Below are 15,615 nucleotides of genomic sequence, written 5' to 3' on the forward strand. Positions count from 1 at the left end.
GACGAAGTCACCGCCACGGCTTACCTGTTACGCCGTGCCGCCCCCTATCCTCACCGTATCGGCCGAGCCGGCCGCGCTGTTGCCCGACCGCTTCCTGCGATGGTTCGCGGGCCGCGGCTGGTCGCCGCGCGAACATCAGATGGCGCTGCTGGAAAAGGCGCGCGAGGATCGCTCCGCGCTGCTGATCGCGCCGACCGGCGCCGGCAAGACGCTGGCGGGTTTCTTGCCGACCTTGGTGGAGCTGTCTTCACCCCGGAGCGAGAAGAGCAACGTCGTCTCCACCGGCCGCGCTGTGCAGCGCAGCGGGGGGCTGCACACACTCTACATCTCGCCGCTGAAGGCGCTCGCCGTCGACATCGCGCGCAACCTCGAGCGCCCCATCGCCGAGATGGGGCTACCGATCAAGGTCGAGACCCGCACCGGCGACACGCCGGTGTCGCGGCGGCAGCGCCAGCGCCGCTATCCGCCCGACATTCTGCTCACCACGCCGGAGCAGCTTGCGCTGCTGCTCTCCTCCGACGACGGGCCGTTCCTGTTCTCCTCGCTGAAGCGCATCGTGCTTGACGAGCTGCATGCGCTGGTCACGTCCAAGCGCGGCGACCTCTTGTCGCTTGGGCTTGCGCGTCTGTGGCGGCTGGCGCCGCAGATGCGCGCGATCGGATTGTCCGCCACGGTCGCCGAGCCGGAGCAGCTCGCTCGCTTCCTGATGCCGCAGCCGGACGGCCAGGCCCGGTCGGCCGACATCGTCACGGCGGGCGGTGCGGCCCCGCCAGTCGTCGAGATGCTTGATACGCGCGAGCGCCTGCCGTGGTCCGGTCACTCCGCGCGCCATGCGCTCAGCGAGGTCTACGAGCTGATCAAAGAGAACAAGACCACGCTGGTCTTCGTCAACACCCGCAGCCAGGCCGAGATGCTGTTCCAGGATCTCTGGCGTATGAACGACGATGGCCTCGCCATCGCGCTGCATCACGGCTCGCTCGATGTCGCCCAGCGCCGCAAGGTCGAGGACGCCATGGCGGCGGGTCGCCTGCGCGGCGTCGTCTGCACCTCCTCGCTCGATCTCGGCGTCGACTGGGGCGATGTCGATCTCGTCATCAATATCGGCGCGCCAAAGGGCGCCTCGCGGCTGATGCAACGGATCGGCCGGGCCAACCATCGCTTTGACGAAGCCTCGCGCGCGGTGCTGGTGCCGGCCAATCGTTTCGAGGTGCTGGAGTGCCGCGTTGCGATCGATGCGATCGCGGAGAATGCGCAGGACACGCCGCCCTTGCGGCTAGGGGCGCTCGACGTGCTGGCGCAGCACGTGCTCGGCTGCGCCTGCGGCGAGCCGTTTCTCTCCGATGAGCTCTATCGCGAAGTGCGCACTGCCGCGCCTTACGCCGATCTCGCGCGCAACGATTTTGACGACGTCGTCGATTTCGTCGCCACCGGCGGCTACGCGCTGAAAACCTATGAGCGCTTTGCCCGCATCAAGCAGGACAAGCAGGGGCGCTTTCGCGTCGCCAATCCGCGCGTGCGGCAGAGCTATCGCCTCAATGTCGGGACCATCGTCGAGGAGACGATGCTGAAAGTGCGACTGGTGCGCTCGCGCTCCACCGGGACCGGCTCGACCGGCGCGATCGCCCGCGGCGGCCGCGTGCTCGGCGAGATCGAAGAAGTCTTCATCGAAGGCCTCAGCCCCGGCGACACCTTTGTGTTCGGCGGCGAGGTCGTGCGCTACGAGGCACTGGCCGAAGATCAGGTCTATGTCTCCCGCGCGCATGACAAGGACCCAAAGGTGCCGTCCTATATGGGCGGCAAATTTCCGCTCTCGACCTACCTCGCCGAGCGCGTGCGAAAGCTGCTCGACGACGGGCGCGCGTGGCGCGGCCTGCCCGAGCAGGTGCGCGACTGGCTGTCGCTGCAAAGGGATGTCTCGCACGTGCCAGGGGTGCGCGAGCTGCTGGTCGAAACCTTTCCGCGCGGCAACAAGCACTACCTGATCTGCTATCCCTTCGAAGGGCGGCTCGCGCACCAGACGCTCGGCATGCTGCTCACGCGCCGGCTCGAGCGCGCCCGCGCCCGGCCGCTCGGCTTCGTCGCCAACGAATATTCGGTTGCGATCTGGGGCCTGGGCGATGCCTCCTTCATGATCCGCAACGGCCAGCTCAATCTCGACGCGCTGTTCAGCCCGGACATGCTCGGCGACGATCTCGAAGCCTGGCTCGCGGAGTCGGCGCTGATGAAGCGCACGTTTCGCAATTGTGCGATCATCTCCGGCCTGATCGAGCGCCGCTTTACCGGCGAGGAGAAGAGCCGGCGACAGGTGCTGTTCTCGACCGATCTCGTCTACGACGTCCTTCGCAAACACCAGGCCGACCACGTGCTGCTGCGCGCCGCGCGCGCCGATGCTGCCACCGGCCTGCTCGATCTCCGCCGGCTCGGGGACATGCTCGCCCGCATCCGGGGCCGGATCACCCACAAGGAACTCGATCACGTCTCCCCGCTCGCCGTGCCCGCCCTGCTGGAAATCGGCCGCGAGTCAGTTTATGGCGAAGCATCCGACGAGCTGTTGGTGGAAGCCGCCGAAGAGCTCGTGCGGCAGGCGATGGGATAAACTGTCAGCGAGAATGAATTTACGGCGCGCCACTCTCTCCGCATCGTCATGGCCGGGACAAGCCCGGCCATGACGGAGCAAGAGGCATTATCGATCAGTTCTACGCGCACCCTGGACGTCGCCAGCGTGTCATTCCACGCGGATCTCTCGGGCGCATTGGTCTGGGAAGAAGAGCGCCTGCTCGTCGTCTCCGACCTGCATCTGGAAAAAGGTTCCAGCTTCGCCATGCGCGGCGTGTTGCTGCCGCCGTTCGATACGGTGGCGACGCTCAGCCGGCTCGCCGCCGTGATCGCCCGGCATGATCCGCGTGTCGTGATCGCGCTCGGCGACTCCTTTCACGATCGCACCGCGCATGAGCGGCTCTCGGACGATGATCGTGATGCGGTATCCGCCCTTCAGTCCGGCCGCGACTGGATCTGGATTTCCGGCAATCACGATCCCGCGTTGCCGCGCGATCTCGGCGGCACGATTGCGGATGAAGTCATGGTCGGTCCGATCACCTTCCGTCACGAGCCGACCGGCGCGGCCGGCGAGATCGCCGGCCATCTCCATCCAAAGGCGCGTGTTTCCGCGCGCGGCCGCTCGATGGAGCGGCGCTGCTTTGCTTCCGACGGCGAGCGCGCGATCATGCCTGCTTTCGGCGCCTATGCCGGCGGCCTCAGCATCCGCGACGCCGCCTTCGCGAAAATTTTTGGCGCGCGCCACTTCACGGCGCATCTGCTCGGCGACCGCCGGGTCCACGCGATTGCCGCGTCGCGGTGTTCTTAAGCCGCCTTCGCCTGCACATTGTCGCAAAACTCGGCCAGCCTATCCGCGAGCCGCAGCGTCGCCGGGCTCGCGCCGGGCGCGGCCATCAGCGCCACTTCCGTCTTGTTGATCGGCGCAAAACCGTCCTTCGCCGTCAGCACGCGGTGATCGGCCAGGATCGCCATCTCGGACAAGATGCTCAGGCCCATGCCGGCGGCGACCGCGGCCTGGATGCCCGAAAGGCTCGATGACGTGTAGGCCATGTGCCAGGGGCGACCGGCGCTCTCCAGCGCATGGATGGCGCCGGCGCGATAGAGACAGCCGAGCGGAAATCCGATCAGCGGCACGGATGTGACGTTAGCCTGGATCGGATGGCTCTTGCTGGTGACCCAATGCACACGTTCGGGCCACACCGCGATCGCGCCGCTCTCGCCGGCCCCGCGCTTGAACAGCGCGAGATCGAGCTCGCCGCGTTCGAGATCGCGCTTGAGATGCTTGCTCTGGTCGGCGCGCACGTCGAGCCGCAGGCCGGGATGCGAGCGCGAGAATGCGCCCAAAAGTTTCGCCAGCCGATAGGCGGCAAAGTCCTCGGGAATGCCGAGTCTGACAGCGCCTTCGCTGCCGGGCTGTTGCAGCACGTCGCGCGCTTCTTCCGCGAGCGACAGCAGTCGCCGCGCGTAGGAGAGCAGCCGCTCGCCCGCCTCGGTCGGGCGCACGTCCTTGCCGTCACGATGCAGCAGCACCTGGCCGACATCCTCTTCCAGCCGCTTGATCTGCTGACTTACGGTCGACTGGGTCCGATGGACGCGCTCGCCAGCGCGGGTGAAGCCGCCGGCATCGACCACCGAGACGAAGCTGCGCAGGAGCTCCAGATCGAGCATGGCGGCCTCCATTGGAAAATCCACTGATCAGAAGTTAATCATTTAATTTCCAAATGGCAAGGCGCGCTCCTAGATCGAGAGTCAGGAGAATTGTCATGTCGCTCGCGCCTTCGATCGCCGTCCCCCGCACGCGCTTCAACCCGCTGCCGTTTTACATCGGCCTGTTCTGTCTGCTCTGGAGTTTTGCCTTCGTCGCCGGCAAGATCGGCGTCACCCATTGCCCGCCGCTGATCCTGCTCGCCGCGCGCTTTTCGCTCGCTGGCATTTTGATCCTGGGCATCTCCGCGTTTCAGCGTGATGGATGGGCGATAAGCTGGCGAGACGCCGCGATGTTCGCGGTGCTCGGCATCGCCAACAACGCGCTCTATCTCGGGCTCGGCTACACTGGCCTGCAATCGGTCTCCGCGGGTCTCGGCGGTCTGGTCGTGTCGGCCAATCCGGTGTTCACGGCGGCGCTGGCCGCGCTGTTCCTCGGCGAAGGCATGACCTGGCGCAAGGCGAGCGGCCTCTTGCTCGGCGTCGTCGGCGTCACCTTCATCGTCTGGCATCGCCTGTCGGTTGGTACGGACAGTTTTCACGGCATCGTGTTCACGCTGGCATCGCTCGCCTCCATCGTCGTCGGCACCATTTTGTTCAAGCTGTTCGCACCGAAAGGTTCGCTGTGGCTCGGCAACGGCATCCAGAACATGGCGGCCGGCATCGTGCTGACGCCCGTTGCACTGACCTTCTCCGACGTCCACGCGATCCAGTTCACACCAGGCCTGATCGGTGCCTTCGCGTTCCTGGTGCTGGGCGGTTCGATCCTCGCTTACCTGCTCTGGTTCCATCTCCTGAAGGTGTGCGGCGCCACTGTTGCGAGCAGCTATCATTTCCTGATGCCGCCGCTCGGCATGCTGTTCGCCTTCCTCGTGCTCGGCGAGCACGTCGAGGCGCGCGATTTGCTCGGGATCATTCCAGTCGCGCTTGGGATCTATCTGGTGACGCGGCCGGCGAGGGCGTAACTGTCACCACATCGTCATTGCGAGCGCAGCGAAGTGAACTGCTCCCCCAACGTCGTCCCGGCCTTCGCCGGGACGACGGACCTCAATCCTTCCTGAACACGATCGACGCCAGCCAGCCCGTCATCAGCGCCATCGCCGCCGTCACCAGGCCGTAGACAAAACCGTTCTGCCGCGCGCTGGTCGCGACGAACTGCTCGAAGCCGACCTTGACGATCTCGAACGCGGTTTCGGTCTTGGTCACGAGCGCGCCACCCGCGAACAGCTTGATCTCGACCTGGTAGGTGCCGATCGGCACTTCGGCCGGCAGCGGGATGCCGGTGCGGAACAGGGTCGGCGTCAAAAACGTCACCGCGGTGCCGTCCTCGCGATAGAGGCCGTGCTGGGTGCGCAGCCGGATGAAGGCCGAGCGGAAGACGTCGTTCGGCACCACGTCGGCATAATCGCCGCTGACGCGTTGGGTCAGCAGCACGTTGTTGAGCCCGATCTGCTGCCGCCGCGCGATCTCGGGCGAGGTGATCTCCTCGAACGGGCGGTTGGCGAACAGCGCGAGATAGCTCGGCACCTGCAAAAACTGCCGGTAGTCGGTGTTGATCCAGATCCCGAAGGTGCGCTCCTTGCGCCGCGTCACCATGTCGGCGCGCGGGCCGATCACGGTCACCACGAGATCGTAGGCGGTGCGGTCGGCCGGCGTCGAGGAATCCTTCTCCACCGAGCCGAACAGCACGAGCTCCTCGCCGGAATAATTCGGCGTCACCGTGACGCGGTGATTGGAAACCGAGACGATCAGCCGCTCGGCCCGCGCGGCAGTGCCGAGCAGGAGCAGGAGACAGGCAGCGATCAGCGCGCGCAGCATCATCTGCCCACCCCGGTCTCGCGGATCGTGAAGAGTTCTTCGGGCCGGATCACGAGCTCGACCGCGAAACGGATGCCGACGCAGAGGATCAGGAAGCCCAGCAGCAGGCGCAATTGCTCGCCGCGGATCTTTTGGCCCGCGCGTGCCCCGAACTGCGCGCCGGTGACGCCGCCGATCATCAGGATCAGCGCCAGCACGGCGTCGACCAGGTGATTGGTCACCGCATGCAGCATGGTCGCAACCAGCATGGTGACCAGCGTCAGGATCATCGACGTGCCGATCACCGTCGAGGTCGGCACGCGCAGCATGTAGATCATGACCGGGACCAGGATGAAGGCGCCGCCGATCCCCATGATGGCGCCGATGAAGCCGATCACGAGCCCGACCACCACGATCGGGATGACAGAGAGATAGATTTTTGATCGCTTGAACCGCATCTTCAGCGGCAGCGCGTGAATCCAGTAATGGGTGCGGCGGGGCGGAATCGCGCCGCGCCGCGTCCGCATCATCGCGCGCAGGCCTTCCCAGAACATCAGGCCGCCGACCGTGGACAGCAGCACGACGTAGGACAGCGCGATCATCAGGTCGAGTTGGCCGAGCGCGCGGAGCTGCGTGAACGTCCACACACCGAGCGCCGTCCCGGATACACCGCCGCATAATAATACGGTTGCGAGCGCCGGATCGATCGCGCGCCGTCGCCAATACGAGATCGCGCCGGAGAAGGACGAAGCCGCGATGTGGCTTGCGACGGAGGCGACCGCCACCGCCGGCGTGATGCCGATGAAGATCAAGAGCGGCGTCATCAGGAAGCCGCCGCCGATCCCGAACATGCCGGAGACGAAGCCGACCGCGGCGCCCATCGCGAGCACCAGGAGGATGTTGACCGGAATATCAGCGACGGGAAGGTAGAGCTGCATTCGTTCGGGTTCCGGCGAGGCGGTTCTCGAGCAGGATCCGGACCCGGAGGGCCGCGTTAGCGCAAAGTGTGACGCGGTTCTCCGAAAAGATCATGCTCAAACGAGAATGCGGAACGCTCGCGGAAGGCGGAACGATTGCCGCGTCCCTGCATAGCGGAATTTGCCCGCGGACGGGACCATGAATTCGCACCGAGCGAGCGTTTTTCACCGCGTCCCGATCACGATTGCGCCCGTGGTGAATAATTGGGATTAACGCGCCTGTCTGACGTGGACGCGAAATGGCCTTGGGTCGAATCGATCGTGCCGCGGTCTCGCTCAACCTCTCCCGCTTGCGGGGGAGGTCGGCGCGAAGCGCCGGGTGGGGGCTTTCTCCACGTTGAGATTCTCGATTGCGGAAGCACCCCCACCCCAGCCCTCCCCCGCGAGCGGGGGAGGGAGCGCACCTGCCTCGTGGCAATGCTACGGCTTGCCGATCGGGTCGGTGACGAGCCTCATGGTCACGGCCTGCCTGAGATCGAGCCAGCGCACCTCGCGCGTCTCCGACATCGCCTCGACGACCGAGGAGGAGACGCCCATCCGCGTCATGTAGCCGAGCACCATGCCGGCCACGCGCTGGGTGTCGGCGACGGGATCGTTGCCCGGCGCCGCGTTGACGAAGCGATGAACGCCGAGCGCCGAGCCTTCGACTCCGTAGCGGACCTTGCCGCCGGCAAAAGCGAGCACGCAGGCGCTGGCGCAATAGGCGGGACGCACGCGGCCCGTGCTATCTGCGACGCCGACGGCGGTGTCGAGCCCGCGCGCGCGGATTGCCTCGCCCATGATGACGGCCTGGGCGAGATTGCCGCCGGGCGAGGACAACAGGATGAGGTCGCCGGGCGAAAGCTTGGCCTCGTCGATCCGGTCGCGCAGCCAGCTCGCGGCCGCCGGCCCGATCTCGCCGGTGACGGCGAGCGCGCGCCTGCGGTTGCCGCCGCCGAGATCGGCATTGGGAATGACGCTCGCGGCGAGATGCGGCGAAAAATACTGGTCCTTCCAATAGGCCCAGGCCTCCGGCCGCGAGATGTCGCGATAGGCGCGGATCAGCGTGCCCGATGCGAGCAGCGCGAAGAGCAGGAGCGACCAGAACAGCCGCCCGCGCTTGGGCAGATGCAGCAGCGGTTTTGCCTTGCGCGGGGCTGCTTGCGGGATTTGGCGCGGCGGCGCGACGCGCGGACCAGTCGGAGAGCTTAGGAAGGAGTTATTGTCCTCCCTGCGGTTACTCTCAGGCAACGGCACACTCCTCAGGCTCGTCATGCCCGGGCTTGTCCCGGGCATCCACGTTCTTCGGTGCAACTGGTGAGGAAGGCCGTGGATGGCCGGGGCAAGCCCGGCCATGACGCGGGGTGATAGCGTTGCCCCATCACTGAACGATCGTGTCGTACAAATCCTTCCATTCCGGATTGTCTCTGAGGATCATCCTTACCTTCCAGGCCCGCGACCAGTGCTTGATGTTGTGTTCGCGTTGAATGGCGGTCTGAATGTCCTCATAACGCTCGAAATAGACGAGCAGCTTGACCCCGTACTTCTTCGTGAATCCAGGAACGAATCCATTTCGATGTTCGTAAGTGCGACGAACAAGGTCGTTCGTCACGCCGACGTACAAAATGCCGTTTGGCGTGCTCGCCAGGATGTAGACCCATCCACCATGAATGGTCGCATGTTGACGCACGTGGATGGCCGGGACAAGCCCGGCCATGACGGAGTGTGCGGCCCTATAGAGGCAAGTTAATGCGCGGCCGACGCCGCGCGCTTGGTCGCGACCGGTTTTGGCGCGGGTCTTGTGCTCGCCTGCGCCGGGGCGCTGTCCCAGCCGCCGGCAGGGGCGGCGACGTTGACGGCGTCGTCGGGTTGCGGCTCGGCGCTAAAAGTCTGGATCGCGAGCTTTGCGGCGGCGAGCGACTGCGGGTCGAGGCGTTTTGCGACGTCGTCGCGCTTGCCTGATGCATCCGAGTCGCCCTGGGCGGCCGCCAGGCTGAACCATTTGTAGGATTCGGCGAGGTTCTGTTCGACGCCGATGCCGCGGGCGTAGAGGATGCCGAGGTTGAACTGGCTGTCGGCGACGCCGCGATCGGCCGCTTTCCGGAACCACTGCGCCGCGCTCTTGTAGTTCGCGCCGCGCCCGCCGCCGTCGGCGTCGAGCACCGCGAGATTGTGCATCGCCTTGGCATTGCCGCGCTCGGCGGCCTGCGTGTAGTAGCGCCGCGCAATGTCGGCGTCCTTCTTCACGCCCAGGCCCTTTTCATAAAGCGTGCCGAGGCGGAAGGTGGCCGGCACCACGCCGGCCTGCGCCGCGCGGTCGTACCATTTGGCGGCTTCGTCGTAGTTCGCCGCGATGCCCTTGCCTTCGGCAAAGCGCACGCCGATCTCGTAGGCGGCGGTGGCGTCGCCCTTCATCGCGGCGGCGCGCAGCACCGGTCCGCCGATGCCGTCGGGCAGGCGCTCGGTCGGCGGCACCTGGACCTGGCCGAGCTTGGCTCGCGACGGCGTCGTTGTCGGGATCGCGCCGGTGATGTCGTTGGCGGCAGGCTGAGGTGGCACGGCGGCCGCAGGCGGGATCGCCACTTGCGCGCCGGAGTCGGTGTTCGCGGGCGGCTGATTGTTGAGTGACTGCCGGCCGAGCGGTGTCGGCGACGTCATCGACGGCGTGATCTGCTCGGGCGCCGAAGGCCTCGCGGCAGGTTCAGCGGGCGCCTGCATCTGCGGCGCGGGAGAACCCGACGAGTTCTCCATCGGAGGCAGCGGCGGTGCGGTGCTGCCGCCTTCCAGCAGGTTCATCGCCATCTTGAAGGTGCCGAGCACGATCACGACCACGCTCGCGCCGACCAGCAGCGAGCGGATCTTTGACGTGATCGTGGACGATCCGTCCTTGCCCTTGTCCTTGCCGGCTGCAGCAGCAGCCTTGGCTGCACGGCCCTGCTTCTCGGGAGGCTGTGCCGCGGCGGCCTGCGCCGCGCGGCGGGCGGCCGCGATGAAGCTCGACGAGGACACCGGCTCCTTTGGAGCGGAGGGAATTTCGCTGATCGCGTTTTCGGACGCGGCAATGCGCTCCGAGGGCGTGGCGGGCCGTCCGCCCGGACGAGTGCCGGGCTCAAGCGGATGATCCGGCGGCAGCTCGGGCGCGATCGCAGTGCGCGCGGGCGCGGTGTGCGGCTCCAAAATTTCGCTGATCGCGCGCGGCGGCAAGGGCGGTGTGACTTGCGGCGCCACCGGCATCGGCGGAGGCGGTGGGGCGGCCGGCGTTGCGGCGTGGAATTCGCGCGGCGCGGCGACGAAGGCGCCCTGTGCCGCGGCGGGGTTCGGCAGCTCCGGCTTCAGATCGGGCTTTGGATCGTATTTCGGCGCTTGCTGCGGCATCGCCGCGCGCGCTATCGGCTGCTCGACCGGCATCGACGGCGCGAAAGCATGCTGCTGCGGCGCGGGCGCCGGCGGCGCGGCGCGAACCGCGCGCAGATCGCCCTCGATCATGGTGAGGCGATCGACGATATGGCCGAGCGCATTGTGCACGGCCTCGAGCGAGTCCTGGGTCGAACGGTTGGTCTCGGACTGGCTGAAGCGGATGTCGGAGAGCTCGCGCTTGACGAGGTCCACGACGCCGGAGTCCGGCTGCGGCGTGGTGCGGCTCTCGGCGAGCGCGGCATAGGTCGCCTGCTGCCGTTCGAGATGCCGCAGGATGTCGTGCAGCCCGTCCTCGACGCGGCTCAGATTGCCGCTGCGCGGGTCGGAGGCGGCTTCGATCCGCTCCAGCAGATAGGAGACGCGCTGTTCGAGATGCGCGAAGGTCGATGCGGAATCGTTGCCGACCTGCATGCGGTCGAAACGGTCGGACAGCGCGCGGATCGCGCTTTCCAGATGCTCGGTGCTGATGCTTTCGACCGGCCGCCGCTCGCGCGCTTCCAGTGCCTCGGTCAGCGCCGCGAGACGCTGCTCGAGGATCGCAAACCCTTCGGCGTGACCATTGCCGTTGCTCGACACGCGGCTGATCTGCTCGACCTTGGACGACAGAAGCTGCACGTCATCGGCGAGCCGGCCCAGCGCCTCGTTGGAGGCGACGTTCGAGACGATGGCGCGCAGCGCGGCGATGGCATCTTCGAGCTGCCGCACCGTTCCGGGATCGTCACTGGCGCGCAGGATCATGTCGAGCTTGGCGCCGAGATTGCGGATCGCCTCGTCATAGCCCCTGAGCTGCTCGGCCGGCATCAATGTGCGTAGCGCCTCGCGGATCTCGGACAAGGCGCGCTCGACGCCGGCGAGCGCCTGACCATCGGAGCCGGAGGAGCGGGTCTCGTCGATGCGCCGGTGCAGCGAGCGGATCTCGTTCTCGATCGACTCGATCGCACGCCGCGGCATCGCCTCGGTGATGGCGTGACGGATTTCCGCGAGCTCGCTGCGGAAGCCGGCGATCGACTGCTCGATGTGATCGGGGCGCTGCAGCGCGTCGATCTGGCTCGTGATCTTGATCAGGTGCCGTTCGAGCGCGGAAAAATCAGGCCCCGGCGGTTGCGGCGGGGCAGGGGTGTAGGCCGGCGCAGGATTGTAGGCGGGCTGAGGCGGGTAGGCGGGGGGAGGCGCGTAGGCCTGCGGAGGCGGCGCCAAGGGGGCTGCCGAGGGGGCTGCCACGTGCGCAGCCATCGGCGCGATCGGGGGTGCCGCGCGCGGCGGCACCTGCCGCGGCACGAAGCCTTCGAGCTCGTTCTGCCGCGCCGCGATCTCGGCAACGGCAACGTCGAGCGAGGCGGGGCTGAGCGGCGGCGAATTGCGATAGACCTGCGTGGCCGCGCGCTCGACGGCTTCAGTCTGGCGCTGGCGCGTCTCGACCGGCCCGGGACGGGCGGGGCTTTGCGGCTTGGAGATTTGCGATAGCCGCGCATCGAGCCGCGAGATCGCGTCGTTCAACTGGCGGGCAACGCCCTGCTCGCGCGAAACGTCGGCGCGCGGCGCGGCGGGTTTTGAAATGTGTTCGATCTGCCGCGTGATCGCATCCAGCCGCTGGTGGATGTCGGCGACATCGCGGCTTTCCTGGCTGGGAAGCTGCTGCTGATATTGTTGCTGATAGTTTTGCTGATGGTTTTGCTGATGGTTTTCTTGGGGCGCGCGAAAATTCGGCGGCGCGGCGTCACCGAGCGTGGAATTGAGCCAATCGTTGAGTGACATGCCGGCGCGGCGCGCAGCGGCCTCGGCCCGCTCCCTGACGGATGGATCGATGCCGTCAACACTCCACGATACGCGCGAATTCATGACTCTGTCCGGTTCCGACTCCGGCGCCCCACCCGGCGCCTTCAGCCTTCCCACGCGTTCCGGTTGTAAAGACAATCCAAAACGGCGCGGGTCGTCTGCCTCGAAATCCGACTTTTGTCCGTTACGGTAAATAACGGGTTAAGGAATGCGTCCGCGCTGTCCTAAAGTTGGCGCGGGGAGCCGGGGACGGTGCCGCCAACTCGGTGTCATGCCCCGGCGAAGCCTTGGCGTAGCCGGGTCGCGGGGGATGACAGCAGAAAGAGCGGAAGGAGCTAACCCTTCTCCCGCTTCCCGTCCTCCAGCGGCACCACCGTGGTGCCGTGACCGGTCAGCCCCGACAGCGCGTCGATCGCCTCTTCGCACCATTCCGCCACCATCTGCTCGTGACGTGATCCGAGCTTGAGGAGCAGCAGATTGCCGATGTCGGCGGCTTCGCTGGCGGTGCCGTCGGGAAAGCGCTTCTTCAAGATGCGCTCATAGCGCTCGGAGCGGTCGCGGTGGTGCTCCAGGCGCGCCATCAGGTCGGCCCTGACGGGCTCGAGGTCGACGCTGTCGAGCGCGTGGAAGCGCACCAGCAGATCGTCCTTGTTCGAAGCGGGCGTGCTCGGCCGCGCGGCCCAGTGCCGCAGCGCTGTTCGGCCCTCATTGGTGAGCGTATATACGAGCTTGTTGGGCTTGCCGGTCTGCACGACCTCACGGCCCTGGATGTAGCCGCGGTCGCGCAGCTTGGAGAGCTCGCGATAGATTTGCTGGTGGTCGGCCTTCCAGAAGAAGCCGATCGAGGAATCGAAGGTCTTGGCGAGCTCGTAGCCCGTCATCGGACGTTCCGTCAGGCATGCGAGAATCGCGTCGCCCAGTGCCATGGCCGGCCTCCTTTTTTGGGCTGCCTAAGACTACCCGACCAATTCACTTGACTTTATGCACATCGGCGCATATGCGTCAATGTGCATATGGCGGCGAGGTGTCAAACCCGCCGGCGTCGGCCTGCGCGCTACTGTGCATGGGGTTGTTTTCAAGCTTTTTGCCTCAGGAGGCACCCTGATCATGACCGGCCTCGACAAATGGTACGGCTACATGAAGTCCCAAGATCGCGCTGAAGCCCGCACGGCGCTCTGGGATCTTCTTCATCCCGATGCCGTCTTTGAAAGTCCCGTCGTCCACACCCCGCAGCGCGGGCGCGACATCACCTTCAAATATCTGTCGAGTGCCGAGAAGGTCCTGGGTGGTCCGGGCTTCACCTATGTCGGCGAGTGGACGAGCGAGCGCGGTGCCGTGCTCGAGTTCAAGACCATGATCGACGGCATCGAGATCAATGGCGTCGACATCATCAGCTTCGACGCCGAGGGCCGCATCACGCATTTCAAGGTGATGGTGCGTCCGCTCAAGGCCATCAACATGCTGCATCGCCTGATGGCGGAGCAGCTCGCAGCACCATAACACCTGCCCTGAGGTTGCAGAAAGCGAGTATGCTCGCCAGTTGAGCACTGCGCCGCAGGGATTTCCTGAACAGACTTCCAAACTCTAAAGGCGCCACGCCGGGAGAACGCCATGCCGATCTACAAAGCCCCCGTCGAAGACGTGAACTTCCTGTTCAACGACGTCTTCCAGATCGACCGTTACGACAATCTGCCCGGCTTCACCGACGCCTCTAGCGACGTGCGCGAAGCTATCCTGGGCGAAGCGGCAAAACTCGCCGAAGAGGTGCTCCAGCCGCTCAACCGCGTCGGCGATCTCGAAGGCTGCAAGCGCGCCGATGACGGCAGCGTCACCACGCCCAGGGGCTTCAAGGAAGCGTTCAAGGCAGTGGCCGAGGGCGGTTGGCTCGGCCTGTCGGTGCCGGCTGAATATGGCGGGCAGGGCCTGCCGGTGACGCTGTCCCAGGCGGTCAACGAATTCCAGATCTCCGCCAACATGGCCTTCGCGATGTATGGCGGTCTCACCATGGGTGCGACCGCGGCTCTGCTGGTGCACGGCTCGGACGAACAGAAGAAGACCTACCTGCCGAAGATGGTGGCCGGCGAATGGACCGGCACCATGAACCTCACCGAGCCGCATTGCGGCACCGATCTCGGCCTGCTCCGCACCAAGGCCGTGCGTCAGGCCGACGGCAGCTTCAAGATCACGGGCACCAAGATCTTCATTTCGGCCGGCGAGCATGATCTCACGGAGAACATCATCCACCTCGTGCTCGCCCGCATCGAGGGCGCGCCGGCGGGCATCAAGGGCGTCTCGCTGTTCGTGGTGCCGAAGAACCTCGTCAATGCCGATGGAACAGTCGGCGCCCGCAACGGCGTCACCTGCGGCTCGATCGAGCACAAGATGGGCATCCACGGCAATTCGACCTGTGTGATGAACTACGACAACGCCACCGGCTGGCTGATTGGCGAAGAGAACAAGGGCATGCAGGGCATGTTCGTGATGATGAACGAGGCTCGCCTCGGCGTCGCCGTGCAGGGGCTCGCGCAGTCCGAGGTCGCCTATCAGAACGCCGTTGCCTATGCGCGCGAGCGTCTGCAGGGCCGTTCGCTCACCGGCGCCAAGGCGCCGGACAAGGCCGCCGACCCGATCATCGTGCATCCCGACGTGCGCCGCACGCTTCTCACCATCCGCGCCTTCAACGAGGCCGCGCGCGCCTTCGTAGTGTGGACCGCGCTGAAAAGCGACGTCGCCCACCGCTCCGAGGATCCCAAGGACCGCCAGGCCGCCGACGACCATATGGGCCTGATGACGCCGGTGCTGAAGGGCTATCTGACCGAAATCGGCTTTGCCAACGCGGTGCAGGCCCAGCAGATGTTCGGCGGCCATGGCTACATCGCCGAGCACGGCATGGAGCAGTTCGTGCGCGATGCCCGCATCGCCATGATCTATGAAGGCGCCAACGGCATCCAGGCGCTCGACCTCGTCGGCCGCAAACTGCCGCGCGACGGCGGCCGCGCCATCATGGGCTTCTTCGGCGAGGTCATGGGCTTTGCCAAGGAGAACGGCGGCGACGAGGCGATGAAGCCGTTTGTCACTGCGCTCTCGACTTCGCTCGGCCATCTCCAGCAGGCCACCACCTGGCTGATGCAGAACGCGATGATGAAGCCCGACAATGCCGGTGCCGCGGCGACGGACTACATGCATTTGTTCGGCCTCGTCGCGCTCGGCTACATGTGGGCGAAGATGGCCAAAGTCACGCAAGGCAAGATTGCCGAGAGCGGTGCCACGCCCTATCTCTCGACAAAACTCGTCACCGGCCGCTTCTTCATGGAGCGGATGCTGCCGGAAACCGCGCTGCATCTGGCGCGCATCCAGACCGGCTGCGCCACCACCATGGAATTGCCGGCCGAAGCGTTCTGAGGACTGG

At 66.0% G+C, this 15,615-nt stretch carries 12 protein-coding genes; 5 read left to right on the forward strand and 7 right to left on the reverse strand.

The window, feature by feature from the left end:
- The first annotated feature begins 34 nt into the window (after nt 1-34).
- Together JQ632_RS09325 and pdeM are read left to right on the forward strand one after the other, a co-directional pair.
- The gene (locus tag JQ632_RS09325) at nt 35-2,596 is read left to right on the forward strand and encodes a ligase-associated DNA damage response DEXH box helicase (RefSeq protein WP_212402003.1); all 2,562 of its coding nucleotides are present in this window, start codon (nt 35-37) and stop codon (nt 2,594-2,596) included.
- A 69-nt stretch (nt 2,597-2,665) separates the two neighbouring features.
- Nucleotides 2,666-3,364: a ligase-associated DNA damage response endonuclease PdeM gene (gene pdeM / locus JQ632_RS09330; RefSeq protein ID WP_212402004.1), complete on the forward strand. Its 699-nt coding sequence runs from the start codon at nt 2,666-2,668 to the stop codon at nt 3,362-3,364.
- Here pdeM and JQ632_RS09335 read toward each other — a convergent pair.
- Nucleotides 3,361-4,224: a LysR family transcriptional regulator gene (locus JQ632_RS09335; RefSeq protein WP_212402005.1), complete on the reverse strand. Its 864-nt coding sequence runs from the start codon at nt 4,222-4,224 to the stop codon at nt 3,361-3,363. The two genes, pdeM and JQ632_RS09335, sit on opposite strands and share 4 nt — an antisense overlap.
- Nucleotides 4,225-4,319: 95 nt before the next feature.
- Here JQ632_RS09335 and JQ632_RS09340 point away from each other — a divergent pair, with 95 nt between their 5' ends.
- Nucleotides 4,320-5,225 (forward strand): DMT family transporter, encoded by a 906-nt coding sequence (locus JQ632_RS09340; protein WP_212402006.1) that lies wholly within the window; start codon nt 4,320-4,322, stop codon nt 5,223-5,225.
- Nucleotides 5,226-5,307: 82 nt separating this feature from the next.
- Here the strand turns inward: JQ632_RS09340 and JQ632_RS09345 are convergent, their stop codons facing one another.
- The 6 genes from JQ632_RS09345 to JQ632_RS09370 all read right to left on the reverse strand — a co-directional run bounded on the left by JQ632_RS09345 (nt 5,308) and on the right by JQ632_RS09370 (nt 13,132).
- Nucleotides 5,308-6,078: a TIGR02186 family protein gene (locus tag JQ632_RS09345; protein WP_212402094.1), complete on the reverse strand. Its 771-nt coding sequence runs from the start codon at nt 6,076-6,078 to the stop codon at nt 5,308-5,310.
- Nucleotides 6,078-6,995 carry a sulfite exporter TauE/SafE family protein gene (locus JQ632_RS09350; protein WP_212402007.1) on the reverse strand — a complete coding sequence of 306 codons (918 nt, stop codon included), beginning with the start codon at nt 6,993-6,995 and terminating at the stop codon, nt 6,078-6,080. The genes JQ632_RS09345 and JQ632_RS09350 overlap by 1 nt, the downstream gene beginning before the upstream one ends.
- 459 nt (nt 6,996-7,454) lie before the next feature.
- Complete coding sequence (locus tag JQ632_RS09355; protein WP_249151650.1) at nt 7,455-8,264, reverse strand: hypothetical protein; 810 nt, start codon at nt 8,262-8,264, stop codon at nt 7,455-7,457.
- Between the two features lie 130 nt (nt 8,265-8,394).
- Nucleotides 8,395-8,730, reverse strand: a complete 336-nt coding sequence (locus JQ632_RS09360; RefSeq protein ID WP_212402009.1) for a GIY-YIG nuclease family protein — start codon at nt 8,728-8,730, stop codon at nt 8,395-8,397.
- A 29-nt stretch (nt 8,731-8,759) separates the two neighbouring features.
- A complete protein-coding gene (locus tag JQ632_RS09365; RefSeq protein ID WP_212402010.1) occupies nt 8,760-12,269 on the reverse strand; it encodes a tetratricopeptide repeat protein in 3,510 nt (1,169 codons plus the stop codon).
- 272 nt (nt 12,270-12,541) lie between these two features.
- A complete protein-coding gene (locus tag JQ632_RS09370; RefSeq protein WP_212402011.1) occupies nt 12,542-13,132 on the reverse strand; it encodes a PadR family transcriptional regulator in 591 nt (196 codons plus the stop codon).
- 181 nt (nt 13,133-13,313) lie between these two features.
- Between JQ632_RS09370 and JQ632_RS09375 the strand changes: the two genes are divergently transcribed.
- Nucleotides 13,314-13,706 carry a nuclear transport factor 2 family protein gene (locus JQ632_RS09375; RefSeq protein ID WP_212402012.1) on the forward strand — a complete coding sequence of 131 codons (393 nt, stop codon included), beginning with the start codon at nt 13,314-13,316 and terminating at the stop codon, nt 13,704-13,706.
- Between the two features lie 111 nt (nt 13,707-13,817).
- Nucleotides 13,818-15,608: an acyl-CoA dehydrogenase C-terminal domain-containing protein gene (locus JQ632_RS09380; protein ID WP_212402013.1), complete on the forward strand. Its 1,791-nt coding sequence runs from the start codon at nt 13,818-13,820 to the stop codon at nt 15,606-15,608.
- The last annotated feature ends 7 nt before the right edge of the window (nt 15,609-15,615 follow it).

The organism is Bradyrhizobium liaoningense (assembly GCF_018130955.1).
GTDB classification, from domain to species: Bacteria; Pseudomonadota; Alphaproteobacteria; order Rhizobiales; family Xanthobacteraceae; genus Bradyrhizobium; species Bradyrhizobium liaoningense_C.

What these genes read in the sequence shown, in the direction of transcription:
- pdeM (WP_212402004.1), top strand. Translation starts at nt 2,666, where the DNA reads ATGACGGAGCAAGAGGCATTATCGATCAGTTCTACGCGCACCCTGGAC.
- JQ632_RS09335 (WP_212402005.1), bottom strand. Translation starts at nt 4,224, where the DNA reads ATGCTCGATCTGGAGCTCCTGCGCAGCTTCGTCTCGGTGGTCGATGCC.
- JQ632_RS09340 (WP_212402006.1), top strand. Translation starts at nt 4,320, where the DNA reads ATGTCGCTCGCGCCTTCGATCGCCGTCCCCCGCACGCGCTTCAACCCG.
- JQ632_RS09345 (WP_212402094.1), bottom strand. Translation starts at nt 6,078, where the DNA reads ATGCTGCGCGCGCTGATCGCTGCCTGTCTCCTGCTCCTGCTCGGCACT.
- JQ632_RS09350 (WP_212402007.1), bottom strand. Translation starts at nt 6,995, where the DNA reads ATGCAGCTCTACCTTCCCGTCGCTGATATTCCGGTCAACATCCTCCTG.
- JQ632_RS09360 (WP_212402009.1), bottom strand. Translation starts at nt 8,730, where the DNA reads ATGGCCGGGCTTGTCCCGGCCATCCACGTGCGTCAACATGCGACCATT.
- JQ632_RS09365 (WP_212402010.1), bottom strand. Translation starts at nt 12,269, where the DNA reads ATGAATTCGCGCGTATCGTGGAGTGTTGACGGCATCGATCCATCCGTC.
- JQ632_RS09370 (WP_212402011.1), bottom strand. Translation starts at nt 13,132, where the DNA reads ATGGCACTGGGCGACGCGATTCTCGCATGCCTGACGGAACGTCCGATG.
- JQ632_RS09375 (WP_212402012.1), top strand. Translation starts at nt 13,314, where the DNA reads ATGACCGGCCTCGACAAATGGTACGGCTACATGAAGTCCCAAGATCGC.
- JQ632_RS09380 (WP_212402013.1), top strand. Translation starts at nt 13,818, where the DNA reads ATGCCGATCTACAAAGCCCCCGTCGAAGACGTGAACTTCCTGTTCAAC.